Source organism: Qipengyuania gelatinilytica, assembly GCF_019711315.1.
GTDB lineage: Bacteria > Pseudomonadota > Alphaproteobacteria > Sphingomonadales > Sphingomonadaceae > Qipengyuania > Qipengyuania gelatinilytica.
In genome coordinates, this window is sequence record NZ_CP081294.1 from 2,806,542 (window position 1) to 2,832,199 (window position 25,658).

23 protein-coding genes and 2 tRNA genes are annotated in these 25,658 nt (G+C 63.3%); 9 read left to right on the plus strand and 16 right to left on the minus strand.

Annotation, left to right across the window (positions count from 1 at the left end):
* Positions 1–8: 8 nt before the first annotated feature.
* A complete protein-coding gene (locus K3136_RS13900; protein ID WP_221430879.1) occupies positions 9–1,013 on the plus strand; it encodes a bile acid:sodium symporter family protein in 1,005 nt (334 codons plus the stop codon).
* Here K3136_RS13900 and K3136_RS13905 read toward each other — a convergent pair.
* Together K3136_RS13905 and panB are read right to left on the minus strand one after the other, a co-directional pair.
* Positions 943–2,013: a DUF475 domain-containing protein gene (locus tag K3136_RS13905; RefSeq protein WP_221430880.1), complete on the minus strand. Its 1,071-nt coding sequence runs from the start codon at positions 2,011–2,013 to the stop codon at positions 943–945. The genes K3136_RS13900 and K3136_RS13905 overlap by 71 nt on opposite strands.
* 15 nt (positions 2,014–2,028) lie before the next feature.
* A complete protein-coding gene (panB, locus tag K3136_RS13910; RefSeq protein WP_221430881.1) occupies positions 2,029–2,904 on the minus strand; it encodes a 3-methyl-2-oxobutanoate hydroxymethyltransferase in 876 nt (291 codons plus the stop codon).
* Between the two features lie 122 nt (positions 2,905–3,026).
* Between panB and K3136_RS13915 the strand changes: the two genes are divergently transcribed.
* Positions 3,027–4,457: a sodium-dependent transporter gene (locus tag K3136_RS13915; RefSeq protein ID WP_221430882.1), complete on the plus strand. Its 1,431-nt coding sequence runs from the start codon at positions 3,027–3,029 to the stop codon at positions 4,455–4,457.
* Positions 4,458–4,526: 69 nt separating this feature from the next.
* Here the strand turns inward: K3136_RS13915 and K3136_RS13920 are convergent, their stop codons facing one another.
* Positions 4,527–5,012, minus strand: a complete 486-nt coding sequence (locus K3136_RS13920; protein ID WP_221430883.1) for a pyridoxamine 5'-phosphate oxidase family protein — start codon at positions 5,010–5,012, stop codon at positions 4,527–4,529.
* 145 nt (positions 5,013–5,157) lie between these two features.
* Here K3136_RS13920 and K3136_RS13925 point away from each other — a divergent pair, with 145 nt between their 5' ends.
* A complete protein-coding gene (locus K3136_RS13925; protein WP_221430884.1) occupies positions 5,158–5,940 on the plus strand; it encodes a hypothetical protein in 783 nt (260 codons plus the stop codon).
* A 71-nt stretch (positions 5,941–6,011) separates the two neighbouring features.
* Positions 6,012–7,520, plus strand: a complete 1,509-nt coding sequence (locus K3136_RS13930; protein ID WP_247711493.1) for a DNA polymerase Y family protein — start codon at positions 6,012–6,014, stop codon at positions 7,518–7,520.
* A 3-nt stretch (positions 7,521–7,523) separates the two neighbouring features.
* Here the strand turns inward: K3136_RS13930 and K3136_RS13935 are convergent, their stop codons facing one another.
* Both K3136_RS13935 and K3136_RS13940 read right to left on the minus strand, forming a co-directional pair.
* Complete coding sequence (locus K3136_RS13935; protein WP_221430886.1) at positions 7,524–7,877, minus strand: hypothetical protein; 354 nt, start codon at positions 7,875–7,877, stop codon at positions 7,524–7,526.
* A 52-nt stretch (positions 7,878–7,929) separates the two neighbouring features.
* Entirely contained in the window at positions 7,930–8,328 is a 399-nt protein-coding gene (locus K3136_RS13940) for a PilZ domain-containing protein (RefSeq protein ID WP_221430887.1), read from the minus strand.
* A gap of 193 nt (positions 8,329–8,521) precedes the next feature.
* Here K3136_RS13940 and K3136_RS13945 point away from each other — a divergent pair, with 193 nt between their 5' ends.
* Genes K3136_RS13945 through K3136_RS13965 form a run of 5 tightly spaced genes read left to right on the plus strand, consistent with a single transcriptional unit; the run spans position 8,522 to position 16,123 of the window.
* Positions 8,522–9,766 carry a putative DNA modification/repair radical SAM protein gene (locus tag K3136_RS13945; protein ID WP_221430888.1) on the plus strand — a complete coding sequence of 415 codons (1,245 nt, stop codon included), beginning with the start codon at positions 8,522–8,524 and terminating at the stop codon, positions 9,764–9,766.
* Positions 9,763–11,199: a UdgX family uracil-DNA binding protein gene (locus tag K3136_RS13950; protein ID WP_221430889.1), complete on the plus strand. Its 1,437-nt coding sequence runs from the start codon at positions 9,763–9,765 to the stop codon at positions 11,197–11,199. The genes K3136_RS13945 and K3136_RS13950 overlap by 4 nt, the downstream gene beginning before the upstream one ends.
* 1 nt (position 11,200) lies before the next feature.
* On the plus strand, positions 11,201–14,740 hold the full coding sequence (locus tag K3136_RS13955; RefSeq protein ID WP_221432344.1) for an error-prone DNA polymerase: 3,540 nt from the start codon (positions 11,201–11,203) through the stop codon (positions 14,738–14,740).
* A gap of 22 nt (positions 14,741–14,762) precedes the next feature.
* Complete coding sequence (locus K3136_RS13960) at positions 14,763–15,401, plus strand: LysE family translocator (RefSeq protein ID WP_221430890.1); 639 nt, start codon at positions 14,763–14,765, stop codon at positions 15,399–15,401.
* On the plus strand, positions 15,398–16,123 hold the full coding sequence (locus K3136_RS13965; protein WP_247711378.1) for an extensin-like domain-containing protein: 726 nt from the start codon (positions 15,398–15,400) through the stop codon (positions 16,121–16,123). Before K3136_RS13960 ends, K3136_RS13965 begins: the two co-directional genes overlap by 4 nt.
* Here the strand turns inward: K3136_RS13965 and K3136_RS13970 are convergent, their stop codons facing one another.
* The 11 genes from K3136_RS13970 to K3136_RS14020 form a co-directional block, all read right to left on the minus strand.
* Positions 16,124–16,681 carry a hypothetical protein gene (locus tag K3136_RS13970; RefSeq protein WP_221430891.1) on the minus strand — a complete coding sequence of 186 codons (558 nt, stop codon included), beginning with the start codon at positions 16,679–16,681 and terminating at the stop codon, positions 16,124–16,126.
* A complete protein-coding gene (phoB, locus tag K3136_RS13975; protein WP_221432346.1) occupies positions 16,682–17,377 on the minus strand; it encodes a phosphate regulon transcriptional regulator PhoB in 696 nt (231 codons plus the stop codon).
* Between the two features lie 61 nt (positions 17,378–17,438).
* Positions 17,439–18,110: a phosphate signaling complex protein PhoU gene (gene phoU, locus K3136_RS13980; protein ID WP_221430892.1), complete on the minus strand. Its 672-nt coding sequence runs from the start codon at positions 18,108–18,110 to the stop codon at positions 17,439–17,441.
* 12 nt (positions 18,111–18,122) lie between these two features.
* Complete coding sequence (gene pstB / locus K3136_RS13985) at positions 18,123–18,914, minus strand: phosphate ABC transporter ATP-binding protein PstB (RefSeq protein ID WP_221430893.1); 792 nt, start codon at positions 18,912–18,914, stop codon at positions 18,123–18,125.
* Entirely contained in the window at positions 18,908–20,158 is a 1,251-nt protein-coding gene (gene pstA, locus K3136_RS13990) for a phosphate ABC transporter permease PstA (protein ID WP_221430894.1), read from the minus strand. The genes pstB and pstA overlap by 7 nt, the downstream gene beginning before the upstream one ends.
* A complete protein-coding gene (gene pstC / locus K3136_RS13995; RefSeq protein ID WP_221430895.1) occupies positions 20,151–21,536 on the minus strand; it encodes a phosphate ABC transporter permease subunit PstC in 1,386 nt (461 codons plus the stop codon). Before pstC ends, pstA begins: the two co-directional genes overlap by 8 nt.
* 17 nt (positions 21,537–21,553) lie before the next feature.
* Entirely contained in the window at positions 21,554–22,600 is a 1,047-nt protein-coding gene (locus tag K3136_RS14000) for a substrate-binding domain-containing protein (RefSeq protein WP_221430896.1), read from the minus strand.
* A 126-nt stretch (positions 22,601–22,726) separates the two neighbouring features.
* A complete protein-coding gene (locus K3136_RS14005; RefSeq protein WP_221430897.1) occupies positions 22,727–24,082 on the minus strand; it encodes an OprO/OprP family phosphate-selective porin in 1,356 nt (451 codons plus the stop codon).
* Positions 24,083–24,211: 129 nt separating this feature from the next.
* Positions 24,212–25,390, minus strand: coding sequence for a sensor histidine kinase (locus tag K3136_RS14010; RefSeq protein ID WP_221430898.1), 1,179 nt, complete (start codon positions 25,388–25,390; stop codon positions 24,212–24,214).
* A 68-nt stretch (positions 25,391–25,458) separates the two neighbouring features.
* A tRNA-Glu gene (locus tag K3136_RS14015) sits at positions 25,459–25,533 on the minus strand.
* Between the two features lie 48 nt (positions 25,534–25,581).
* Positions 25,582–25,656 (minus strand) — tRNA-Glu (locus tag K3136_RS14020).
* Between the last annotated feature and the right edge of the window lie 2 nt (positions 25,657–25,658).

Below are 25,658 nucleotides of genomic sequence, written 5' to 3' on the forward strand. Positions count from 1 at the left end.
CTTGGCCGATGGCGCTCCGTACGATCCTTGCCGACCCGATGTTGCGCCTTCTGGTTGCAGCAGTGATGCTGGCCGCAATCCTGCCGATCCCGGCGGCGCATTCGGGTGTTGCGCAATCGGTTTCCAATGTCGGCATCTTCGGGCTGTTCCTGTTGAACGGCATGCGCGTGTCACGCTCCGAAATCGGGCGCGGGCTGCTCAACTGGCGCTTTATCCTGCCGATGGTCCTGTGGGTCTTCGGCGCGATGGCGCTCGCTGGCCTGGGTCTCAGCAAGCTGGTTGCGTTCGGCCTGCCGCCGCTGGTCGCCACCGGCTTTCTCTATCTCGGGGTGCTTCCCTCGACCGTCCAGTCGGCGACGTCCTACACGACGCTGGCCGACGGCAATGTCGGGTTGTCGGTCATCTGTGCCGCACTGCTCAACATCCTCGGCGTCTTCGTATCTGTGCCGATTTTCCTGCTGCTGGGCGGGACGGGCGAAGTCGCGATCGGCATGGGAACGATCGAGCGGATCGCGCTGATCCTGCTCCTGCCCTTCGTGATCGGCCAGCTGGTGCAGGGCTGGACGAGCGAATGGGTGGCCCACCACAAGATGCGCATCGTCTGGCTCGACCGGCTGGTCATAGCACTGGCGGTTTATGTCGCCTTTTCGGGGGCGGTGGATCAGGGCATCTGGGGCAAGCTCGATGCGCTCGCATGGGGCATGCTTGCCGTCGGCATCGCGCTGTTCCTTGGTGTGGGCAATGCGGGGGCCTGGGCAGCCTCTGGCGCGCTAAGGCTGCCCCGCCGCGACCGGATCGCATTCCTTTTTGCAGGGGGCCAGAAGAGTGCCGCAGTCGGCGTGCCGCTGGCCACCATCCTGTTCGCACCGGCAGAGGCAGGCTTCGTCGTCCTGCCCCTGCTGCTCTACCACTTCTTCCAGCTGGTGCTGGCAGCGCCGCTGGCTAGTCGTCTGTCGTCAGCGACGCATCTTCGGGATGGCGGCGATTATGCCGCACCGACCACAAGAAGCTGAGCCCGATCAGGACCGCTCCGAGCAGGCCGGTGATCGTTTCGGGAATATGCCAGCGCGCCGACAGCAGCATGATGATGCCGAGCACGATGATCGCCCAGAACGCGCCGTGTTCGAGATAGCGGTACTGCGCCAGAGTGCCGGTCTTCACGAGGTGGATGGTCATCGAGCGGACGAACATTGCCCCGACCGAAAGGCCCAGCGCGATGATCACCATGTTGTTCGATAACGCGAAGGCGCCGATCACACCGTCGAAGCTGAAACTGGCATCGAGCACTTCGAGATAAAGGAACCCGCCGAGGCCTGACTTCACGATCTCTCCGGCCGCTTTCTTGCGTGCTTCGCGCGCCTCGATAATCGCGGCAATGGCGTGGACCGCGATGAAGGTGACGAGGCCGAGTATGGCTGCGGTCAGGAAGGTGATCGCGTCGTCGGGCGAAAGCAGTGTCGACACCGAATAGACGAGGATCAGCACCAGTCCGATCTCCACGGCGGGGACGGTCGAGAACTTGTTGATCGTGCGCTCGAGCGCGGCGATCCAGTGGACGTCCTTGTCCTCCTCGAAGAAGAAGGTCAGGCCCACCATCGCGAGGAAGGCACCGCCGAAACCGGCAATGCCGATATGCGCATCGGAAACGATCCTTTCGTATTCCGCCGGGTTGTTCAGCGAAAGCGAGATAGCCTCCATAGGGCCGACCTGCGCCGCGATCGAAACGATGGCGATCGGAAAGATGATGCGCATGCCGAACACGGCGATGAGGATGCCGATGGTCAGGAAGCGCTGCTGCCAGACCGGGTCCATGTCACGCAGAACGGTGGCATTGACCACCGCATTGTCGAAGCTGAGCGACACCTCGAGGATCGACAGCACGAGCACGATCCAGAGGATGCCGAGCGTCGCAGTAAGCGAACCCGTGCTCGCCCAGCCATACCACGCAGCAAGGCCGAAGCAGATCGCCGTGAAGGCGAACGAAAAGGTGTAATATTTGCGGATGGTTTCCATGGGTGTGGGGGTCCCTCAGCCCTTCTTGGGCTGGTAAGTCTGGTCTGCGGTAGGGAAGCTGCGCCCGCGCACTTCCTCGGCATATTGCGCGACGGTCTTTTCGATGACTTCGGCGATGTTTTCGTACTTCTTCACGAAGCGCGGCACGCGTTCGAACATGCCGAGCATGTCCTCGGTGACCAGTACCTGCCCGTCGCATTGCGCAGAAGCGCCGATGCCGATCGTGGGGCAGGACACCGCCTTGGTCGCCTCAATCGCGATGGGTTCGAGCACGCCTTCGAGCACGATGGCGAAAGCGCCTGCTTCATCGAGTGCCTTCGCATCCCCGACGATCTTTTCCGCTTCTGCGCCATCACGCCCACGCGCCATGTAGCCGCCAAGCACGTTTACGGCCTGCGGTGTGAGGCCGACATGGCCCATCACCGGTATGCCGCGCTGGTTGAGGAAGGAGACGGTCTCGGCCATCTGTTCGCCGCCCTCGAGCTTCACCGCAGCCGCACCGCTTTCCTTGAGCAGGCGCGCCGCGCTTTCGAAGGCTTGTTCCTTGGAGCCTTCGTAAGAGCCGAAGGGCATGTCGACCACGACCACCGAGTGATAGCTTCCGCGGACCACGGCAGCCGCATGGTTTGCCATCATGTCGAGCGTGACGGGAATGGTGGAGGGCAGGCCGTAGATCACCTGTCCCAGCGAATCCCCCACCAGCAGCAGATCGCAATGCGCGTCGAGCAATTGGGCCTGCCGCGCCGTGTATGCGGTGAGCATGACGAGCGGGTCCTTGGTTTCCCCATCCGCCTTGTGCGCGCGGATCTTGGGGACCGTCAGCCGCTTCATCGGCTGCGGCGTAGGATTGGCTCGGCTGGTGCTCGTATCGAGCTGGAAAGTCGTCGACATGGGGCAAGCGCCTAGCGCGCTGTGGGGACAAAGGCAAAGCGCACTCGACGCGAGCGCGAAATCATTGCAGGAAGGCGCGCATCGGGCGCGGGGAGCGCCGACACGGGATCAAGGATACAAATATGCCGATTACCACCGGATCCGACGGGATCACGCCGCGCGAGGGCTGGTCCTCACGCTCCGCATTCGTTCTGGCTGCCGTGGGGGCGGCTGTCGGACTGGGCAATCTCGTGCGCTTCCCTGCAGAAGCAGCGAACAATGGCGGCGGCGCATTTGTGCTGTTCTATATCGCGTGCATCTTGCTGATCGGCCTGCCGGTTCTGCTCTCCGAAACGCTGATCGGTCGCCATGGACAGGCGAGCGCCGTCGAAAGCGTGAAGCGGATGGCCGCGGAATCCAGAGCATCGCAATGGTGGGGTGGGATCGCCGGGCTGGGCGTGGTTTCTGCCTTCATGATCCTCGCATTCTACTGTGTGATCGGGGGGTGGGTGCTCTACTACATCGGTCTGTTCGCGGCCGATATCGCGCAGTCCGGAGTGACCGGCGGCGCGCTGACCAACATGACTGCGGAGGAGATCAAGGCGCTCTTTCCTAACCTGCAACAGGACGGCTTCACCATGAGCGTCCTCGACGTCATTTTCGTCGCAGTCACGCTCATGTTCGTGGCGCGCGGCGTATCGGGCGGTATCGAAAAGGCATCTGTATGGCTGATGCCCGCCTTTTTCGTCCTGCTTCTGGGTATTACGGTTTATGGCGCATTCACTGGCGCGTTTTCAGAGGCGATTGCCTACCTCTTCACTTTCGACGCATCCAAGCTGACCGGTCCGGTCATGCTGGCGGCCGTTGGGCAGGCTTTCTTCTCGCTGTCGTTGGGCGTTGCGGGCATGATTACCTACGGCTCCTATGTTGGGCGCGACGTGAACCTCGCCAAGACCAGCACGACCATCGCTTTCGCCGACACATCGGTCGCGTTGATTGCCGGCTTGTGCATCTTCCCGATCGTGCTGGCTGCCGGGCTGAGCTCGGATGGCGGGCTCGGCCTGATGTTCGACACCTTGCCGCATGCCTTCCAGTCCATGCCCTTCGGCACGCTGATCGGCCTGGCCTTCTTCATCATGGTGGGGTTCGCCGCCCTGACGAGCTCGATTTCACTGATGGAGGTGCCGACCGCCTGGGCGATCGACAAGTTCCGCATGGGCCGCGCGCTCACGGCCACGATCATTGCGGTCGCAGCGGCGCTGCTGGGCGTGGTTTCGGCCTATTCCTTCAATGCGCTGTCGGGTTTCCATCCGCTCGGTTTTATCCCGCTGTTCTCGGGTGAGGGCGTTTTCTCCGCGCTCGACAGTGTGACGTCCAAACTCTTGATGCCGATCGGTGCGCTGCTTGTGTCGATTTTCATCGGATGGATTGCAGAGCGCCGTCTGGTCGACAACGAGAACGGCTTGTCGGGCGGCCTCCACCGCTTCTGGCTGTTCCTTGTGCGCTGGCTCTGCCCGTTGGCACTGACGGGGATTCTGATCGTCGGGATCTTCCCCGGCCTTCTGCCGAACTGACGCAAAAAAAAGGGCCGCCCCCGTGAGGGGGCGGCCCTTCGCGACTCATATTGTCGTTATTGGGTCGAGTTAAATATCGACCGAGTCCACGTGGCGTTCTTCCGCCTCGTCGTGGACAGTTATTCCGAGCGCCATCTTGGCCGTGTTGAGCAGGCCGAGGTCACCGCTCCAGATCTCGGCATCACCGAGGTCCATACGCAGGAAGAGGATATCGGGATCGTTTTTGCCGCCATCGTACCAGGCTTCGACGAAGTTGTTCCAGAAATGGTCGAAACGCTCCTTGCTGTTTTCGACCGAGAGCGTGCCGTCGAAACGCGCGAACATGTCATGGTCCTTGCCGGCAAAGCTCGCCTTGACCTTGCCGAGCTGGGCGAAGGTCGAGTTCTTCTGCGTGAAGAACCAGATCGAGCTGTTGGCGTCCTTGTCGAGCTGTGCGGTCATCGGCACCGAGGTGTCCGAGCGGCCGTCGAGCTCGAGGAAGAGGAAGGGCGAGTCCGAGAGTGCCAGCCAGAACTTCTTCTTGAGGGCGTCGGGATTACCTTCGGCGTATTTCATGTCGGTGCCTTTCTGAATTGCGTTTGTCCGATCAACGACTTCGAAGGCCCGCTGTTCCATCGCTGCGCCAAACCGCAGCTGTGAAAGGATGAATTGCGAATCATCGGCAGTTGGAACATAATGGGAACAAACGAGTCGATTCCCCATGACCCAACCCGATCTTGCCTCCTTGCCGATCACGGCCTTCGAAGACGTCGCCACGCTGTCTGCGCGGCGCAGCGCGCGCTGGCGTCCGGGGCTGGCGGCAATGCAGGGGAAGGCCCTGCATAGCGAAATCTTCGCCTCATCGCGCGAGGCTGCGGGGGCAGGGGCGGCACTGGCGCTCGCCCTCGACGACTGGCGCTGTGCCCCCCGTGCCGATGGACAGGAAGCAGAAGACCGGCGCGGTGTGTTGTGGGTGCAGACGCGTGAAGCTGCGCGGCTCGGCGGGCGACCCTACCGTGCCGGACTGCCACAGGATCTGCAGGGGCGGGTGATCCACGTGCTGGCGGAGAAGGCGGAAGATGCGCTCTTCGCGCTGGAGGAGGGCCTGCGGTGCCGCGAACTCGCCTTCGTGATCGGAGAGGTTGCGGGCAATCCCAAGGCGCTCGATTTTACGGCCTCGCGGCGGCTGACGCTCACGGCACAGAAACATGGTGTACCGCTGTTCCTGCTGCGCATCGATGCCACACGCGACCTGTCTTCGGCACGGATGCGCTGGGATGTGACCTGCGCGCCCTCCGCTGCGCCCGAATGGAATGCGCAGGCGCCGGGCGATCCGGCGTGGAAGGCCGAACTCTTCCGGGCACGCAGCCACGCGCCGGGCGAATGGATCCTTGCCGAGAAGGACGCGCAGCTCACGGCCGGAAAGACCCGCGAAAATGCCGATCGTGCGGTCGCAAACTGGACAGCGGGGCTGCAGCATCGCCGCATGCCCCGCCGCGCGTGAATACCTGGGCGGCGGGCAAATTCCATCCGCCGTCGCAGGCCCGCCGCATTCTCTCGATCTGGTTGCCGGCCATGGCGATGGACCGCTGGCGGCTGGGCGCGCCCGAACGGCGCCAGCTGGACGAGACGCCGCTGGTCCTGATCGCCGACACTGCGCATGGCCCGCGGATCGAGGCCGCCAATCGTGCAGGCGCTGCTGCAGGGGCGAGGGCGGGCATGATGCTTGCCGACGCGCGAACGCTGTGTCCTGAAATCGCGACTGCCCCGTCCGATCCGGCAGGGGATCTCGCCTTCCTCGAAAAACTCGCCGTCTGGGCACAGCGCTGGGGGCCATGGTCCGCGATGGATGCCCCCGACGGCTTGCTGGTGGATGTCACCGCAGTGCCGCATCTCTTCGGCGGGGAGGAGAAGCTGGTCGCAGACGTCGCAGCCGCTTTCGCAAGGCGCGAGCTGGCAGTGCGCTGCGCCATCGCTCCCACAGCCGGTGCGGCCTGGGCGCTGTCGCATTATGCCGCCTCGGGCACGATCCTTGGCGCCTGCGACGATGCCGAGGCGCGGCTGGGCGAACTTCCCGTGGCCGCGCTCCGGCTCGACCAGGATGTCGTCACCGTCCTGCGCCGCCTCGGCCTCAAGAAGCTGGGGGAGCTGACCACGATCGGGCGCGATGCGATCCAGCGGCGCTTCCGCAATCGCAAGTCGCCCGCAGCCAATCCGCTGATCCGGCTCGACCAGTTGCTCGGCCTCGTGCCGGAGCCGTTGCTCCCGGTGGTTCCGCAGCAGATGCCGCTGGTCCAGCGCCGCCTGCTCGAACCGATCCGCCATCGCCAGCTGCTCGACCAGGTGGTGTCCGATCTTGCCGACGACATGGCGCGCGAGCTGGAAGGGCGGGGCGAAGGCGCGCGCAGGCTCGAAATCGGCCTGTGGCGCGTCGATGGCGAAGTTACCGTGCGGCGTCTCGAACTTGCGGCCGCAACGCGGGAAGCGGCGCATATCGTCCGCCTTTTTGCCAGCAAGCTCGACGACATCGACGCTGGCTTCGGCATCGAGATGTTGCGCCTGCGGGCCAGCTGGGCCGAACCTCTGGCGCTGGACCAGGGGGATATCGAGGCGGCGGCAGAGACCCACGGGATTGCCTTGTCCGCCCTGGTCGACCGGCTGGCCGTGCGCCTCGGCGCACAGGCCGTCACGCGCCCGGTCCCCTTTGCCAGCCACATCCCCGAGCGTGCGCAGCGCTGGCAGCCGCCGCTCGAGCCGGAACCGGCGAGCCAGGGGCAGCTGGCCTTTCACAAGCGGCCGCTCAAGCTGCTCGACAAGGCGGAGCGGATTGCGGTGCTCTATGCCACGCCGGACGGCTATCCGCAGCGCTTCCGCTGGCGCGGCGAGGTGCATGAGGTCAACCGTGTCGAAGGCCCGGAGCGCATAGCGCCTGAATGGTGGCGCGAACGCGGTGCCACGCGGCTGCGCGATTACTATAGGATCGAGGACCAGCGCGGCAGGCGCTACTGGATCTACCGATTGGGCATCGTGGGCGACGGGCGCGGCGGCGCACCCGACTGGTACCTGCAGGGGCTATCTGCGTGAGGCTCAGCCTTCGGGGGCTGTTTCGGGGTCGAGTTCGCGCATTTCCTCTTCGGTGAGCGGCTCTTCTTCCACGCCCTCGATCTCGGAAAGCTCGGGCGCCACAGCGCTCTTGCCGCAGACGCGGTACGCGGCCTCGCCGCGACGATCGCGGATGTTCTCTACCGTCGTGGCGGCAACGCGCGACTGCTCGAGCGCACCGGGAGAATTGTTGAACGGCGGGACGAGCGCGGTCGCTGGCACGCAGCGCTCGGTTTTCGCGCCACGATCGTCTTCGTCGACCGGACGATCCTGTGCGGACGCAAGGCTGATCGGCAGGGCGACGCTCATGGCGCCGAGGGCAAGCTTGAGTTTCATCATACGACCTCCGCCAGCCCGAATGGATCAGGCGAAGTGACGCAGGGGTGAACGGTCAGTCCTGCGAGGAAACCAGCGACGCGCGTCGACCGCGCTTGGCGACAGGGATATTGCCGAAGTTGGCGACCGGTCCGGCCTGGACTTCGACCACTTCGCAGGTCTCGGCTACGATCTTGTGCGGGATCGGTCGTTCAAAGACGAGACCGCAGCTCTTCTCGTTGGCCCACACGACCTTCCCGAAATACTCATGGCCGCGCCATGCCAGCAGGCCGGAGACGCCTTCCTGCGGCGGATTGTCGGTCTCGAAGCGCGCACCGGCTTCCGAAAGGTCTGACAGGCGGCCGTCGCGATCGCCGCCCAGCATCTTGAGCTTGGCTTCGCAATCGACCGAATAGCGCTGGACGGTCCGGCGCTCTTCCGCGTTCATGGTGGGAAGTTTCTGGAATAAAGCCACGTGCACCCCTCAGTTGATCAGACAGGTGTGGGCGAGCAGTGGTTAATGCCGACCTTTGCTTCAGCCTTTATGCCATTTTAACCATGAAGGCGGGCCCGGTCCGTCGCCGCATCACCCTGCAGATGAGGATGGGTTCCGCCTGCATATACCTTTTGATATTGGCGAATCCTACCTGAGAACGTATAGTGAACAAATGGCCGCGCAAACTGTCCTCCAGAAGCTCGAAATTCTCGCCGATGCGGCGAAATACGATGCCTCCTGCGCCTCGTCCGGCACGGCGAAGAAGAACAGCCTTGGCGGGAAGGGCATTGGCTCGACCGAGGGGATGGGCATCTGTCACGCTTATGCGCCCGATGGCCGCTGCATCTCGCTGCTGAAGATCCTGCTGACCAACCACTGCGTGTTCGACTGTCATTACTGCGTCAATCGCAAGAGCTCGAACGTGGCGCGGGCGCGCTTCACCCCGCAGGAAGTGGTCGATCTCACGCTCGCTTTCTACCGGCGCAATTATATCGAGGGGCTGTTCCTGTCTTCGGGCATCGTGAAGAACTCGAACCACACGATGGAGCAGATCGTCGAGGTCGCGCGGATATTGCGCGAAGAGCATGATTTTCGCGGCTATATCCACCTCAAGACCATCCCCGAGGCGGATGCGGAAATCGTGCACCAGGCGGGTCTCTATGCCGACCGCGTCTCGATCAATGTCGAGCTGCCGACCGACAGCGGCCTGACCCGCCTCGCGCCCGACAAGGATGCGCGCCAGATCGAAGGCGCGATGGGCAAGGTAAAGGCCGACCTCGTGGAGGCGAAAGATGCGCGCAAGCGGTTCAAGCACGCCCCGCGTTTCGCGCCGGCGGGCCAGTCGACGCAGATGATCGTCGGCGCCGATGCCGCGACCGATGCCGATATCGTTGGCAAGGCGAGCCGGCTCTACGACAATTTCCGTCTGCGCCGCGTCTATTACAGCGCCTTCTCGCCCATTCCCGATGCCAGCGCGGTGCTGCCGCTGAAGCGCCCGCCGCTGATCCGCGAACACCGGCTCTACCAGTCCGACTGGCTGATGCGCTTCTATGGCTACAAGCCGGCCGACGTGATGCAGGCGACCGAGGCGGACGGGAATTTGCCGCTCGATATCGACCCCAAGCTGGCCTGGGCGCTCAAGTTTCGCGAAGCTTTTCCGGTTGATGTGAACCGCGCGTCGAAAGAGCAATTGCTGCGTGTCCCCGGTCTGGGCGTGAAGGCGGTGGGCAAGATCCTAGCGAGCCGCCGCCACCGCGCGCTGCGGCTCGACGATGTAGCATTGCTCACCCAGTCGATCACCAAGGTGCGGCCCTTCATTGTGACCGTCGACTGGCGCCCCATCACGCTGACCGACCGCGCCGATTTGCGCAGCCTGCTCGCGCCCAAGTCCGAGCAGCTGGAGCTGTTCGCCGCATGACCGCGCTCCAGCACGTCAAGCTCGGCACCTATTACGTGGTGCATCTGCCGGAAGCCGACGATTTCGATTTCTGGCGCGAACGCGCGCGCGCTCTCGTCCAGAGCGACGTGCCGCCCGACCGTATAGCATGGGTGGAGCCGGGCGGTAGCGGGGACCTCTTCGCGCATGGCGAGCGGCGCATGCCCGTGCCACCGATGGACGCAAGGCCGGTGCGCGCCAACCGCCGCTTCGTGAGCCTTGCGAAGAACGCCATCCTCCATTCCGATCCGGAACGGTTCGCGCTGCTCTACCGCCTGCTCTGGCGATTGCAGTCGAATCCGCGGATGATGGAGGACAAGGCCGACCTCGACGTGCGGCGGGTGGAGGAACTCGACAAGAATGTCCGGCGCGACAGCCACAAGATGCACGCCTTCGTCCGCTTCCGGCTGGTCGAGAGCGAGGATGAAGAAGTGGGCGAGCATTACGTCGCCTGGTTCGAGCCTGAGCATCACATCCTACGCGCCAATGCGGGCTTCTTCATGCGGCGCTTTTCGAACATGCGCTGGTCGATCCTGACGCCGCGCGGCTCGCTGCACTGGGATACCGAGACCATGTCCGAAGGCCCGCCCGCCGAGCGTCACGATGCGCCCGGCGGCGATCCGATGGAGGACCTCTGGCGCACCTATTACGCCTCCATCTTCAACCCTGCGCGGCTGAAGATCGGCGCGATGCTGAAGGAAATGCCGAAGAAATACTGGAAGAACATGCCCGAGGCTTCGCTCATTCCGGACCTCATCGCGGGCGCGCAGGGGCGCGAGGCGAAGATGGTCGAGAAGGGCGCGCTGGAGTTCGAGGAGCGGCCCGATACGCTCGCCGCCATCGACAAGGCGATCCACGCCTGCCGCAAGTGTCCTATCGGCCAGCTCGACAACCACGCCGTCATGGGCGAGGGTCCTCAGGATGCGGCATTGATGATCGTCGGCGAACAGCCCGGCGACCAGGAGGACCAGACCGGACGTCCCTTCGTGGGGCCTGCCGGGCAGCTCCTCGACACGCATCTGGAAAAGGTCGGCATCGATCGCCGCGCCGCCTACGTCACCAATGCGGTGAAGCATTTCAAATATGTCCAGCGCGGCAAGCGCCGTCTCCACCAGAACCCGGGCGCGAAGGAAATCGACACCTGCCGCTGGTGGATCGAGAGCGAGCGCGCGATCGTGAAGCCCAAGCTGGTGCTCGCCATGGGCGCCAGCGCGGCGCGCGGAATGCTCGGCAAGACAGTGAGCATTTCCAAGGTTCGCGGCGCGCCCATTCCGCTCGAGGACGGCAGCGAGCTCTGGGTCACCGCGCACCCCTCCTACCTCCTGCGCCTCGATGGCCCTGCGCGCGAGGAACAGGCGCGGCTCTTCGATGCCGACCTTGCCGCCGTTCGCGCGCGGCTGGAGGATCAGGCGTGACATGCCCGAGAACGACCAGCAGATACCCAAGCGCACGATCGAGATCGATCCTGCCGGCATAGACGCGCCGCCGCGCAGCGCCTTCGTCGAACTCGGCCTCGTTTCCTGTTTCAGCTTCCTTCGCGGCGCGTCGGATGCGGTGGACTTGGTTCTGCAAGCCCGCGCGCTGGGTTATGACGCAATCGGGATCGCCGATGCCAACACCATGGCGGGCGTGGTGCGCGTGCATACCGAGGCGAAGACGCTCAAGCTGAGGCCCTGCATCGGCTGCCGGATCGAAACGGTCGAGGGTCTGGCCTTCCTCGCCTATCCGAAAAGCCGCAAGGCCTATGGCCGCTTGTGCCGCCTGATTTCGGCGGGGCGGATGCGCACGCTGTCGGGCGAGTGGCAGGAGAAGGGGGCGTGCGACATCAGCCTTGCGATGCTGGCGAAGCATAGCGCAGGCGTGCAGCTGATCCTGATCCCGCCACGCAACCTCGAGTGCGAATTCACTGTCCCGGCATGGGCAAGCAATGTGGTCGGCATGGGCGGCGAGAAGGTGCAGGACCATGTCGCCGCACCTTTTGCGGATGTTATCCCGCACCTCGCAGCGGGCCTCCCCACGCTCCGCCATATCGCAGCGGCCTTCCTCTATACCGATAGTGACGTCGCGCGGATCGAGCGGCTCGATGCGCTCGCCCGCGCGAACGGCCTCTCCATCCTCGCCACCAACGACGTGCATTACGCGACGCCCGACAGGCGTCCGCTGCAGGACGTGATGACCGCTATCCATCACAAGACCACGGTGGCGCGGGCAGGGCACCTGCTCCATGGGAATGCCGAGCGGTACCTGAAGCCGCCCGAAACCATGTGCCGCCTGTTCGAACGCTGGCCGCATGCCATTTCCGCCGCGCGCGAGGTGGCCGATGCCTGCGATTTCAGCCTCGACGAGCTGCAATACGAATATCCCGAAGAACTCTATCCGGGCGGGGCCGAGCCGCAGGACTATCTCAAAAGCGAGACATGGAAGGGGGCGGAGTGGCGCTATCCCGAAGGCGTGCCCGACAGCGTCACCGAAACGCTGCACAAGGAACTGGCGCTGATCGGCAAGATGGACCTTGCGCGCTATTTCCTGACCATCAAGGACATCGTCGATTTCGCGCGGACCAAGGTCGACCCGCCGATCCTGTGCCAGGGGCGCGGCAGCGCGGCCAATTCGGCGGTCTGTTATTGCCTCGGCATCACCAATGTCGACCCGGCGCAGCACCAGCTGTTGTTCGACCGCTTCATCTCCGAAGACCGTAAGGAGCCGCCCGATATCGACGTCGATTTCGAGCACGAGCGGCGCGAGGAGGTCATCCAGTATCTCTACCGCAAATACGGCCGCCACCGCGCCGGGCTATGCGCCACGGTGATTCACTATCGCCCGCGCATGGCGATCCGCGAGGTGGGCAAGGCCATGGGCCTGACCGAAGACGTCACTGCCGCGCTCGCCAAGACGGTGTGGGGCGGGTGGGGCCGCGAAATCAGCGAGAAACACGCTCAGGAGACGGGCATGGATGTGACCGACCCTCACCTCAAGCGCGTTCTGAAACTGACCGAACAAATGATTGGAATGCCGCGCCATTTGTCGCAGCACGTCGGCGGGTTCATCCTCACCGAAGGCGCGCTGACCGAGACGGTGCCGGTCGGCAATGGCGCCATGCCCGAGCGCAGTTTCATCGAGTGGGACAAGGACGATATCGAGGCGCTCGGCATCCTCAAGGTCGATGTGCTGGCGCTGGGTATGCTGACCTGCATCAAGAAGTGCCTCGACCTCTTGGGCGACCACCACGGCCGCCAGCTCACTCTCGCCAATGTCCCGCGCGAAGACCCGGAAACCTATGCCATGCTGCGCAAAGGGGACTCGCTTGGCGTGTTCCAGGTCGAAAGCCGGGCGCAGATGAACATGCTGCCCCGCCTGCGCCCCCGCCAATTTTACGATCTCGTCATCCAGGTCGCCATCGTCCGCCCCGGCCCGATCCAGGGCGACATGGTGCATCCCTATCTCAAGCGTCGCCGCGGGGCCGAAGAGGTGAGGATACCGGCACCAAGCCCGCAGCATGGTCCGCCCGACGAACTCTCCAGCATCCTCGAACGCACGCTGGGCGTTCCGATTTTCCAGGAACAGGCGATGAAGATCGCGCTCGATGCGGCCAAATTCTCGTCCAAGGAGGCGAACCGGCTGCGCAAGGCCATGGCGACTTTCCGCAGCCGCGGGATGGTGGACGAGCTGCAGGACATGATGGTCGAACGCATGGTCACGCGCGGCTATGACCGCGAGTTCGCGCAGCGCTGCTTCAACCAGATCCGCGGTTTCGGCGAATACGGCTTTCCCGAAAGCCACGCCGCCAGCTTCGCGCATCTCGTCTATGTGTCGAGCTGGCTCAAGTGCCACTTTCCCGCGGCCTTCGCCTGCGCGCTGCTCAATTCGCAGCCCATGGGCTTTTACGCGCCTGCCCAGATCGTGCGCGATGCGGCGGAGCACGGGGTGCGCGTTCTGCCGGCGGATGTGAATTTATCCCAATGGGACTGCACGCTGGAAGAAACGGGCGAGGGCGGAGCGGTCGAAGGCGACAGCGGCCGCCTCGACAAGCATATCGCTTTGCGGCTCGGCCTGCGGATGATCGACGGGCTGTCCGAAGCGGTTGCGGCGCAGCTTGTCGCCGAGCGGGAGGAACATGGCGCATATGAGGATGTGCGCGCGCTGCGCGACCGTGCGCGCACCGGCCCCGCGCATGTCGAACGGCTCGCCAGCGCCGATGCCTTCGGCTCGATGCAACTCACGCGACGGCAGGCCTTGTGGGATACGCGCAGCCTTGTCGGCGGGCCTGACCTGCCGCTTTTCGCGGCCGCTGCTGCGCGGGACGAGGGGGCGGAAAAGCAGGCCACGCAGCTTCCGCAGATGCCGCTCAGCGAGGAGGTGGTGGCCGATTACCAGACCACGCGCCTTAGCCTGAAGGCGCACCCGATGGCGTTCCTGCGCGCCAGTCTTGCCGAGCGCGGCTTCGTGCGCGCCTGCGACCTGCGCGCGAAGAAATTCCGGAGCATGGTCCATGTCGCCGGCGTGGTGCTGATCCGCCAGCGACCGGGCAGCGCCAAGGGCGTGTGCTTCATCACGCTGGAAGACGAGACCGGCGTCATCAACCTCGTCGTCTGGCCGGATCTGAAGGAAAAGCAGCGCCGCGTGGTCATGGGTTCGCGCCTGATGGAGGTGAGGGGCCGCGTCGAATATGACGACGAGGTCATCCATGTCATCGCGCAGCACATGACCGATGCGACAGGCGAGTTGAACAAACTCTCGGACGACATGCTGAGCGCCCCGCTCGCCCGCGCCGACCATGTCTCATCGCCGCTGCCCGACAAGTTCAACCCGCGCGACAATCTGCGCGAAGGCAAGGACGATCCCTACCAGCCCGTCGAGCCGTGGCAGGAACCGCCACCGGGCAACCGCGAATGCGGTTGGCATCAAGGCCATCCGCGCGATGTGCGTATCATCCCGAAATCGCGCGACTTCCACTGAGACCCGCGTTACTGGCGCGCCCATGTTCGATCCGGAACGCCTCATTGCCTTTGCCTGGGTGACAGCGCTCACCAGCGTCGTGCCCGGCCCCTCCATGATGTTCGTCATGGGGCAGGCGATTTGGCGCGGACCGCGCGCAGGCTGGGCGGCGCTGATGGGCATGCAGATCGGCTACATCGTCTGGTGGATTGCAGCTGCGCTGGGCCTTGCGACGCTGGCCTCGGCCTACCCGCTAGCCTTCAAGGCGCTCGCGGTGGCGGGTGTACTCTATCTTGCATGGCTGGGCGTGCAGGCGATCCGGCACTCGTTCCATGCAGGCGAGGACGAGACGGGCGAGCTCAAACGCAAGCTTTCGACCAACACCTTTCGCGACGGGATTGCCGTTGCGATCGGGAATCCCAAGTCGCTGATCTACGTCGTGGCGATCATCCCGCCCTTCGTCGATCCGGCCGGTTCGATCGGATGGCAAATCGCCACTCTCGCAGCCATCGCGCTGGTCATCGACCTGTTGATCGGCTGGCTTTATATCGGAGCGGGCAAGCAGATGGCGCGGGCCATGGAGCGCGCCGCCACGCGTCGCTGGATCGATCGGGGCATCGGGATCGTATTCATCCTGATCGCCTTGTTCATCGCGATCGATCTTTACGGGACGCAGCTGTGAACTTCACCCTATCGCGCCGCATCGGCAAGTTCGTGTTCGACCGGCGCGTGGTCATGTTGCTCCTTGTCATCGGCTTGCTGGTGGCTGGCCGCAGCTGGCTCGCCGATCACCCGGAACACAACCCTTGGGCACCGTTGAGCCTCGACCATCCTACGGGCTGGGCGACCGAAAGGAAGCTGCTCGCCCTGAGAAGCGATGTGCCTGCCTGTCGCGCGGTCCTTGAGCGCAGCGCTGTTTCCTTCACGGCCCTCGAGCCGGCCGGCGAAGGCGAATGCCGGCGCGATGACCGGACAAGGCTAGGCGATTACCCGCTCAACCCGGATACTCCTGCAACCACGTGCCCGGTTGCAGTCGCGATGGAGTTGTGGAAGCGAAACAGCCTCGATCCGGTCGCCAAGGAGATCTTCGGAAGCAAGGTTGCCCGGGTCGAACACATGGGCGCCTATTCCTGCCGCCGGATGTATGGCCGGGACGATGGCCCGTGGAGCGAGCATGCCACCGCCAATGCGCTCGATATCGGTGGTTTCGTCCTCGAAGACGGGACTCGGATTTCCGTCCTGGCCGACTGGCCGGGCGAGGGCGACAAACAGCGTTTCCTGCGCGAAGTCAGGGATGGTGCCTGCACGGTCTTCGCAACCGTCCTGTCACCCGATTACAATGCTGCGCATGCCAATCACTTCCATTTCGACATGTACGACCGGTGGACCAGTGTTTGTCGCTGATCAGGTAAACAGCTTCTTCACTTCGCGCGGCATGCGTGCATCGTCGATCTGAACGAAGGCGGTGCTGCCGAAATCACCGAGATAGGCTTGGCCGGACTCATCGATCACATGGACCCGGTCGAAATGCGTATCGTTCTCGGGGACGAAAACAAAGGCCGACTGATTGTCGGCAATGCCGGTGAGGTTGCCGGGCCAAACACGGGCAGCACCGAGGATCGAGCGACTGTCGAGGTCGAAATCCCTTGGATAATGCAGATAGTTCACCGCGAAGAGGATATGTGCCTCCTCGAGGCCACTGGGCCAGTCGATGGAGAAAATGCGGCCCGGTCCTTCGACGATGCGCGGCTCTTCGATGTCATACATTGCCGCGAAGTCGGCAAAGATGGTGCGGAGCTCATATCCGGCCCATCCTCGCACGCGAAGAGTGAACTGGTCGCCTTCGACCAGTCGGACGTCCAGGTCCCTCGCCGGGGAGTGCCGTTTTAAGGCGTCGCCTGCCATCACAACCCCGCCCAGAAACAGTCCGCCGACAAGGATGGCGAGAATTACGCTGACCATCTACTGTCCGACCGCTTCCAGCGAATACCCTGCGCTGCGGACGGTGCGTACGGGATCGCGTGCCCCCTCTATCTCGATCGCCTTGCGCAGCCGGCGAATATGGACATCGACCGTTCTCAGTTCGATATCGCTTTCCGTACCCCACACGCCGTCGAGCAGTTGGTTGCGGCTGAACACGCGACCGGGACTTTCCATGAAGAACTTGAGAAGCCGGTATTCGGTCGGGCCAAGCTTCATCGTCTGGCCTTTACGGCTCACCTTATGAGCCACGGGGTCGAGTGCGAGATCGCCGACCTCGATGCTTTCCCCTGCCAGCACCGGCCGGATACGGCGCATGACAGCGGCGACGCGGGCCAGCAGTTCGCGGGGCGAGAAGGGCTTGGTCAGGTAGTCGTCCGCGCCAGTTTCAAGGCCACGGATGCGGTCGTCCTCGGCCTCGCGTGCGGTCAGCATGATGATGGGAACATGCGAGGTCGACTTGTCGCGGCGCAGGCGGCGACAAACCTCGATGCCGCTAGTCCCCTCGATCATCCAGTCGAGGATTACGAGGTCGGGCAGTTCCTCGCTCGCAAGCAAGAGGGCCTCGTCGCCATCCGCAGTCGTGCGGACGTCGTAGCCCTCGTTCGAGAAGCGGTATTCGAGAAGTTCGGAGAGGGCGGGATCGTCCTCAACGAGAAGTAGCTTGCCAGCCTGCACCTTGGCCCCTTCCTGCAGTTTGTCTGGCACGGCAGTATGACCCTCAAGCTACAGAATTGTGTCAGCCGTCCTCGTCGGGCGGATAGGTGCCGGTCGCAGCGAAGTGGACCATTTCCGCAACGTTGGTGGCGTGGTCGCCGATCCGTTCGAGGTTGCGGGCGACAAACAGCAATTGCGCCGCGCTGGAGATGGTTGCCGGGTTCTCGACCATGTGGCTGACGAGGTTGCGGAAGATCGAATTGTAGAAAGCATCCACCTTCTCGTCGGCAGCGATCACTTCGCGCGCCAACTCGGGATCGCGGGCAGCATAGGCGGTCAGTACATCGTGGACCATTTCGCTGGCGACTTCGGCCATGGCCGGAAGCAGCGTGAGCGGTTCGAACTGCTTGCGATTGTCGCCGATCTCGCGGCTCGCCTTGGCGATGTTCTTCGAATAGTCGCCGATGCGTTCGACAACGCCGGCGATCTTCAGCGCAGCGATGACTTCGCGCAGATCGTCTGCCATCGGCGCACGCAGCGCGATGATGCGAACTGCGAGCTTGTCGATCTCGCTTTCGAGAGCGTCGATCTTCTTGTCGCCCTTGACGACTTTCTTCGCCAGCACGTCGTCGCCCTTCACGAGAGCATCGAGCGCTTCCTGGATTGCGACCTCGGCGAGCCCGCCCATTTCCGCGATCAGGCCGCGCAGGCGGGTAATGTCTTCGTCGAAGGCTTTTACGGTATGTTCGTTCATGATCTCAAAGCCTTACCCGTAACGGCCCGTGATGTAATCCTGAGTCCGCTGTTCGATCGGATTGGTGAATATGTCAGATGTCCGGCCATATTCCACCATCTTTCCGAGGTGGAAGAACGCCGTGCGCTGGCTGACGCGGGCAGCCTGCTGCATCGAGTGGGTGACGATGACGATAGCATAGCGGCCGTTCAGCTCGTCGATCAGCTCCTCGATTTTCGCGGTGGCGATCGGGTCGAGTGCCGAGCAGGGCTCGTCCATCAGGATGACTTCCGGATCGACCGCAATGGCGCGCGCGATGCACAGGCGCTGCTGCTGGCCGCCTGACAGGGCGGTGCCGCTGTCCTGCAGGCGATCCTTCACTTCTTCCCACAGGCCCGCGCGGCGGAGCGACTTTTCGACCACGGCATCAAGCTCGTCCTTGCCCTCGGCAAGACCGTGGATCTTGGGACCGTAGGCGATGTTCTCGTAGATCGACTTCGGGAACGGGTTTGGCTTCTGGAACACCATGCCGACACGCGCGCGCAGCTGCACCACGTCGAGGTTCGGACTGTGAATGTCTTCGCCGTCGAGCATGATCTGGCCCTCGACGCGGGCCGAGGGGATCGTGTCGTTCATGCGATTGAGCGAACGCAGGAAGGTCGACTTGCCGCAGCCCGAAGGGCCGATGAACGCCGTGACGTATTCGGTCGGGATGTCGATCGAGACATTGTCGATCGCCTTCTTGTCTCCGTAGAATACGGAAACGTCCCGCGCACTCATCTTGGCGTCGGTGTTCTCAAGGTTTTCGTGAACTACAGTCACCATTTTTTCTCGAACTTGTTGCGCAGGTAGATGGCGAGGCCATTCATCATGAGGAGGAAGGCCAAGAGCACGATGATAGCCGCACTCGTGCGTTCCACGAAGCCGCGGTCGATTTCATCGGACCACAGGAAGATCTGCATCGGCAGAACCGTGGCGGGGGAGGTGAAGCTGTCGGGCGGCGATGCGACGAAGGCGCGCATGCCGATCATCAACAGGGGCGCGGTTTCACCCAGCGCGCGGGCCATGCCGATGATGGTGCCGGTCAGGATACCGGGCAGCGCCAGCGGAAGCACGTGGTGGAAGACCACCTGGACCGGCGATGCCCCGATTGCGAGGGCACCGTCGCGAATGCTCGGCGGCACTGCCTTGATGGCGTTGCGACCGGCGATAACGATGACCGGCATGGTCATCAGGGCCAGCGTCATGCCGCCGATCAGCGGGGCCGAACGGTAACTCGGGAAAATCGCCAGGAAGACTGCAAGACCGAGCAGGCCGAAAATGATCGAAGGCACCGCCGCAAGGTTGTTGATCGACAGTTCGATCAGGTCGGTCCAGCGGTTCTTCGGCGCGTATTCTTCCAGGTAGAGGGCCGCCAGCACGCCGATGGGGAAGGCGAGCATGAGGGTCACGATCATGGTCAGGATCGAGCCCTTGAGCGCACCCCAGATACCGACCTGCTGCGGGTTGGTGGCGTCGGCGCGGGTGAAGAAGCCGGCGTCGAACTTCTCGTCCAGCTTGCCCTGGCTCGCAAGGGTCGAGGCGAGTTCCTGCATGTCCTGCGAGCCTTCGCCGTCATAGCCGGCGGCAAGGTCTGCGCTGGCCGGAAGCCAGAAGGTGGCCTGCCTCTGGACGAGGCCCGGATCTTCGGCGATCGCGGCAGCGACATCGCGCCAGGCCTGGGTGCCGAGTTCCTCTGCGCCTTCTTCGCCAAGCGCTTCGACCGCGTAATACTGAACGACTTCCGGAAGGCCCTGCGCCTGCAGCGCCTGGACGGCAGTACCATCCTCGATCGCCTGCGGGTCGACCGAGATTGCTGCCTGGGTGAAGTCGATCGGCACTTCCATCTCTGCACGCTGGAAACCGCCGATGCCGTTGATGGTCATCGACCCGAGCAGGTAGATCAGCACGGCGATCGAGAACACGATGGCCGACAGGCCGAGGGCCTTGAACCGCTTTTCGGCGGCGTAACGCTTCTTCAGGCGTGCTTCGAACGCCGGGGTGCGTGTGGGGGCGATTTGCTCATTCATAAGCTTCGCGGAACCTCTTCACGACGCGCAGGGCGATGAAATTCAGGGCGAGGGTGACCATGAAGAGCACGAAGCCCAGCGCGAAGGCGCTCAGCGTGGCCGGATGATCGAAGCTGCCTTCACCGGTCAGCATGGCGACGATCTGGACCGTCACGGTGGTCATGGATTCGAGCGGGTTCGCGCTCAGGTTGGCAGCGGTCGATGCGGCCATGACGACGATCATGGTTTCACCGATTGCGCGACTGATCGCGAGCATGATGCCGGCAACGATGCCGGGGAGGGCGGCAGGAATGATGACGCGGCGGATCGTCTCGTTGGTGGTCGCGCCCATGGCAAGGCTGCCATCGCGCATCGCCTGCGGAACGGCTGCGATGCTGTCGTCCGCCATCGAGGAGACGAAGGGAATAATCATCACGCCCATGATGAGACCGGCAGCAAGCGCGCTCTCGCTCGAGGCGTTGGCGATACCCAGCGAAACCGCGAAGTCGCGGATGGCGGGTGCGATCGTCAGGGCCGCAAAGTAACCGTAAACGACTGTCGGGACACCCGCGAGGATTTCCAGCGCAGGTTTCACCCAGGCGCGGACCTTGGGATTGGCATACTGGGTAAGGTAGATCGCGCTCATCAGGCCAAGCGGAATTGCCACGATCATGGCGATGATAGCACCGATGAACAGCGTCCCCCAGAACAGCGGGATCGCGCCGTAGCGGGTGGGGTCGGGGTTCGCCGCATTCGCCATCGGGTCCGGTGCCCAGTGCGTGCCGAACAGGAAGTCGATCGGGCTGACCATGCCGAAGAAGCGGACGGTCTCGAACACGAGGCTCGCGAAAATTCCGATCGTGGTAAGAATGGCGACGAGCGATGCGCCGAGCAGGATCGCCATGACGATCTTTTCGACACGGTTGCGGGCCGCGAAATCGGGCTTGAGTCGCAGGAACGAGTACGCGCCGCCCAGGAAAGCGATCAGCAGCGTGACGATGATGCCGATCCAGTTGTAGCGCGAAATGGCTTCGCGATACGGCTCGACGAATTCACGGGCGAGCGGATTGAAAACGGCCTGCGATGCGCCGGTGGCGACTGCCCGGGCTTCGTTGAGGATGGTCTGACGCTGGAATCCGAATGCGGGCAGCTGGTCGGCCGCAGGCGATGCAAGTACCGACTGGGTCACGAGACCGGGCGCAGTTGCGCTCCAGATCGCGACAAAGGCAAGCACTGGAAGTACGATCCACAGTGCCACGTACCATGCGTGGTAGCTGGGAAGGCTCGCCAGCCGCCCGGAGGTGCTGGCGCGCCTGAAGGTCCATGCACGCGCACGAGCCGCCAACCAACCGGCGAGCCCGAGCCCGAGGGCCAGGAGAAGCAGGAGGGTCGGCGACATGGTGCTTGTGCTATTCCTTACTTGAGTTCGGAACCGTCGAGGGTGTCGTAATTGGTCGCGGCCGAAACCGAACGAGCCATTACGTCCTCAGGGTTGGCGACGAGGCCGATCTTGGCCAGTTCGCCGCCGCGGTCCCACATCTGCGTCCACTGCGCGAGGAATTCCTTGAGGCCCGGGATGGCTTCGAGGTGGGCCTTCTTCACATAGACGTAGAGCGGGCGCGCGCCCGGATATTCGAAGTTGGCGATGTTCTCGTAGGTCGGGGCAACGCCGTTCATGTTGAGGCCCTGCACCTTGTCGGCATTTTCCTCAAGATAGGAATAGCCAAAGATACCCACAGCGTTCGGGTTGCCTTCGATCTTCTGGACGATGAGGTTGTCCTGCTCGCCCTGGTCGACGTACTTGCCGTCGCTGCGGACCTCGGTGCAAAGCTGCGCGTGGCGGTCCTTGTCGCTGTCCTTCAGCGCTTTCATTTCGGCATTGGTGTCGCAGCCGACTTCAAGGATCAGTTCCTTGAGCGCGTCACGGGTGCCCGAGGTGCTCGGCGGGCCGTAGACAAGGATTTCGATGTCGGGGAGCGAGGGATCGACATCGGCCCAGGTCTGGTTGGTCTGTTCGCCGCCATAGGGCGAAGCGGCCAGTGCTTCGTAGACCATCTTCGGGGTCAGGTTCATGGTGATGCCACCCTTCGCCGAAGCGAGAGCGATACCGTCGAGGCCGACCTGGATTTCGATGACGTCGGTAACGCCGTTCTGCTGGCAGGTTTCGAACTCGCTGGCCTTCATGCGGCGCGAGGCGTTCGCGATGTCGGGCGTTTCAGCGCCGACGCCTGCGCAGAACAGCTTCATGCCGCCGCCCGTGCCGGTCGATTCGATGATCGGCGACTTGAAGTCCGGGTAGTTGCGGGTGAAGGTTTCCGAAACAGCCTTGGCAAACGGATAGACGGTCGACGAGCCGACGCCCTTGATCTGGTCGCGCGAGGCGCTGCCAGCTTCATTGCCACCGCAGGCTGCGAGGGTGAGAGCCGAAGCGGCTGCGAGTGCGAATTTGAAAGTCTTGGTCATATGGGTACCCCTTTGGTGTCCAACTAGCCGCAAAAGAGCGCGGAATTGTTACGTGTTGACGACAAGAGTGTGACTTTCGCTACGGGACCGCCGAATCTCTTCGGCAGCCCCATAACGGGATTGAAATCAGAAATCGACCTGCGCGCGAACACCGAAGGCATCGACGCCGTAATCGGTTTCGCCGGTGGAGGTCGGCAGGACCGCATCTTCGTAGTCCATGCGGCCATAGTTCACGCTGAAGAGCGTGTTCGAGGCCGGCTTCCAGATCAGCGAGGCCTGGTAGCCGTGCTGCACGCCGCCGATGATGCCGACATCGTTGAGGTCGAGGTGGTCGTAGCGCAGGTTGACCTGCACCGAACCGATTCCTCCGGCACCCAGCGGATTTTCCGGCTTCACGCGGTCGAACTTGCCGCCCTTGTAACCGCGCGTATCGCCCTTGGTCAGGAAGTAACCGGCTTCGACATAGCCGCCGAAGAAGGTCGGGTCTTCCATTGCCAGCGGCATGTCGACATTTTGCAAGTAGCCTTCGGCCGCTGCGTGGAACGGTCCCGAAATCACGGCTGCTTCGATGCCTGCACCGAATTCGCTGTCGGCATCGAGGTTGCCGGTGTTCACGAAACGGGTCGAGGTGAAGTGGACGAACGGACGCTGGCGATAGCGAACGGTCGCATCGTCTTCGCCGAGGTCATTGTAGTGCAGCGAGCCACCGAAGTGCAGCTGGGTATCGCCCATCTTCGGCATGACGACCAGGCGGCCGTCGAAGCTACGGTTGTCGGTGTCCGTGTCGTCGAAATTGTCGGTGAAGACGCCCGCCTGCGCGAGGACGATGCCACTGTTAAAGCTCACCGACGCACCGATCCGGCGCTCGAAGCCAAAGGCATCGGTAAAGGCAGCGCGCTCGATGAAGCTGGTGTGCAGCGAGCTGGTCAGTTCTTCCAGCGACTGGAAGTTGTTCTGGTGACCGATAGCGATTTCGGCATTGCCGGCATCGTAGGTCAGGATGGCATCGGCTGCTTCGACTTCGTTCCCGGCGAAGTCGAGTTCGAACTTGTAGCCGAAGCCACCGGGCAGGTCGCCCGATGCGCCCAGGCGGGCGCGGCGCACTTCGTTGCCGAAGCCATCGTCCGCGCCGGTCGATCCAGGGGCGCTGGTCCAGCCTGCGTCGAACATCAGGCGACCGCGGGGCTTGAAGCTCCAGCCATCCTTCTTTTCCAGTGCAGCTGCCGGAACAGGTTCCGGGGCCGGCTGCGCAGCTGCTTCGGCATTGGCGGCGATTGCCGTTTCCTGCGCTTCGTTGGCAGCCCTGGTTTCGGCCAGTTCGCCTTCGAGCTGGTCGATGCGCGAAACGAGTGCCTGAAGCTGGGCGCGCATGGTTGCGAGCTCTTCTTCCGTGGTTGGAGCGGCATCCTGCGCGAAGACGGGGGTGGCGATGGTGCAGCTCATGGCCGCCGCGAGGACGGAGAGCCGGAAAGCGGTCTTCATGTTACGAATCCCTTACAACGTTACGATCCGGCGTCGCCTCTATGACTGCTCTATTACGGGAATGTGACAAGGGGTGCGCAAGGAGGTTGCGCAAAACGAAGAGCTTGATTTCTCGAATGTAAAATTAAATTACGCGTCGGGCGTAGCTAGCGGGAGCGTCACCTTGATGCGCGTCCCTTCGCCCAGCGTACTGTCGATCGCGAGTTTTCCGCGATGGCGCTCGACGATGTGCTTCACGATGGCGAGGCCGAGACCGGTGCCGCCCGATGCGCGGCTGCGGCCAGGGTCGGTGCGATAGAACCGGCGCGTCAGGTGCGGGAGGTGTTCGGGTGCGATCCCGTCACCACGATCCTGCACCGACAGGAGGACGCGTTTTTCTCCCTGTGGCTGGAGACGGACCGTGACCTGCTTGTCCTCGTCCCCATATTTGAGCCCGTTATCGACGAGATTGCGCACGAGCTGTTCGAGCTGCTGCTGGTCGCCGTTGATAAGGAACTCGCCATGAGCTTCGATATCGAGCCGCTCAGCGCGATCACCGGCGGCATCGCGGGCCGCACGGTCTACCAGCTTGCCCAGATCGATCGACTCGCTCGGAAGGTCGTGCTTTTCCGCCTCGATCCGGGAGAGCGACATCAGGTCGCTGACGAGATCCTGCAGGCGCTTACCTTCGCGCTGGATCGTAGCGAGAAACTTGTCCCCCACCTTGGGGTCGAGGTCGTCCACGTCTTCACGAAGCGTTTCGACATATCCGAGGATCGAGGCGAGTGGCGTACGCAGTTCGTGGCTGGCATTGGCGACGAAATCGGTATGTGCCCTGCTTATGTCCGCCTCGGCAGTCTTGTTCACGAACTCGATGATGGCGAGGCCGTTTTCGAGCTTCTTGCGGTTGATGCGCCAGATATCCCGTCGCCGGGCAATGCCTCGCACCACGGCAGCGCCATCACGGTCGCTGTCGAGCAAGTCCACCGCTTCGGGCTGGCGAAGCGCCATCTTCACGTCCTGCCCGAGGATATGCGCGCCAAGGAGGCGTCGCGAGGCGAGATTCGCGATGATGACGCGCCCGCCTTCGGTCACGATCACCGGGGTTTCGGAATGCTCGAAGAGATCGCCCATATTATCGCGGGAGATCGCGCCATTACCATTGGTGGGTGTGGGGGGCGGAGGCGTGGCACCTACCAGCCAGAGCGACCCGGCCCAGACCAGCAATATGGCTGCTACCGGGACGACCGGGAAGCCGAGCGCAAGCAGCCCGATGGCCGTCGCGATCGCCAGTGCAAATGCCGACCAGGGAAAATCGCGTTTGCTCATTACGATGCCGCGCTTAGCGAGGCTCTTCTGGGAGCGCTAGTACCCGGTGCATATTGTCATGGAAGAAGTGGTGACCCGTACGGGAATCGAACCCGTGTTTCAGCCGTGAAAGGGCCGCGTCCTAACCGCTAGACGAACGGGCCACACAATGTGGCGCTTTGCGCGGATTGCAGATGCAATAACGCCACCGATGGTGACCCGTACGGGAATCGAACCCGTGTTTCAGCCGTGAAAGGGCCGCGTCCTAACCGCTAGACGAACGGGCCAC

Bases quoted from the DNA above. Each gene is read 5' to 3' on its own strand.
- pstB (WP_221430893.1), bottom strand. From the start codon at position 18,914: ATGGTGACTGTAGTTCACGAAAACCTTGAGAACACCGACGCCAAGATG.
- K3136_RS13945 (WP_221430888.1), top strand. From the start codon at position 8,522: ATGGCCGCGCAAACTGTCCTCCAGAAGCTCGAAATTCTCGCCGATGCG.
- K3136_RS14005 (WP_221430897.1), bottom strand. From the start codon at position 24,082: ATGAAGACCGCTTTCCGGCTCTCCGTCCTCGCGGCGGCCATGAGCTGC.
- pstC (WP_221430895.1), bottom strand. From the start codon at position 21,536: ATGTCGCCGACCCTCCTGCTTCTCCTGGCCCTCGGGCTCGGGCTCGCC.
- phoU (WP_221430892.1), bottom strand. From the start codon at position 18,110: ATGAACGAACATACCGTAAAAGCCTTCGACGAAGACATTACCCGCCTG.
- pstA (WP_221430894.1), bottom strand. From the start codon at position 20,158: ATGAATGAGCAAATCGCCCCCACACGCACCCCGGCGTTCGAAGCACGC.
- K3136_RS13950 (WP_221430889.1), top strand. From the start codon at position 9,763: ATGACCGCGCTCCAGCACGTCAAGCTCGGCACCTATTACGTGGTGCAT.
- K3136_RS13925 (WP_221430884.1), top strand. From the start codon at position 5,158: ATGACCCAACCCGATCTTGCCTCCTTGCCGATCACGGCCTTCGAAGAC.
- K3136_RS13935 (WP_221430886.1), bottom strand. From the start codon at position 7,877: ATGATGAAACTCAAGCTTGCCCTCGGCGCCATGAGCGTCGCCCTGCCG.
- K3136_RS13915 (WP_221430882.1), top strand. From the start codon at position 3,027: ATGCCGATTACCACCGGATCCGACGGGATCACGCCGCGCGAGGGCTGG.
- K3136_RS13955 (WP_221432344.1), top strand. From the start codon at position 11,201: ATGCCCGAGAACGACCAGCAGATACCCAAGCGCACGATCGAGATCGAT.
- K3136_RS14010 (WP_221430898.1), bottom strand. From the start codon at position 25,390: ATGAGCAAACGCGATTTTCCCTGGTCGGCATTTGCACTGGCGATCGCG.
- K3136_RS14000 (WP_221430896.1), bottom strand. From the start codon at position 22,600: ATGACCAAGACTTTCAAATTCGCACTCGCAGCCGCTTCGGCTCTCACC.
- K3136_RS13905 (WP_221430880.1), bottom strand. From the start codon at position 2,013: ATGGAAACCATCCGCAAATATTACACCTTTTCGTTCGCCTTCACGGCG.
- K3136_RS13920 (WP_221430883.1), bottom strand. From the start codon at position 5,012: ATGAAATACGCCGAAGGTAATCCCGACGCCCTCAAGAAGAAGTTCTGG.
- K3136_RS13960 (WP_221430890.1), top strand. From the start codon at position 14,763: ATGTTCGATCCGGAACGCCTCATTGCCTTTGCCTGGGTGACAGCGCTC.
- K3136_RS13900 (WP_221430879.1), top strand. From the start codon at position 9: ATGGCGCTCCGTACGATCCTTGCCGACCCGATGTTGCGCCTTCTGGTT.
- K3136_RS13930 (WP_247711493.1), top strand. From the start codon at position 6,012: ATGGCGATGGACCGCTGGCGGCTGGGCGCGCCCGAACGGCGCCAGCTG.
- panB (WP_221430881.1), bottom strand. From the start codon at position 2,904: ATGTCGACGACTTTCCAGCTCGATACGAGCACCAGCCGAGCCAATCCT.
- K3136_RS13970 (WP_221430891.1), bottom strand. From the start codon at position 16,681: ATGGTCAGCGTAATTCTCGCCATCCTTGTCGGCGGACTGTTTCTGGGC.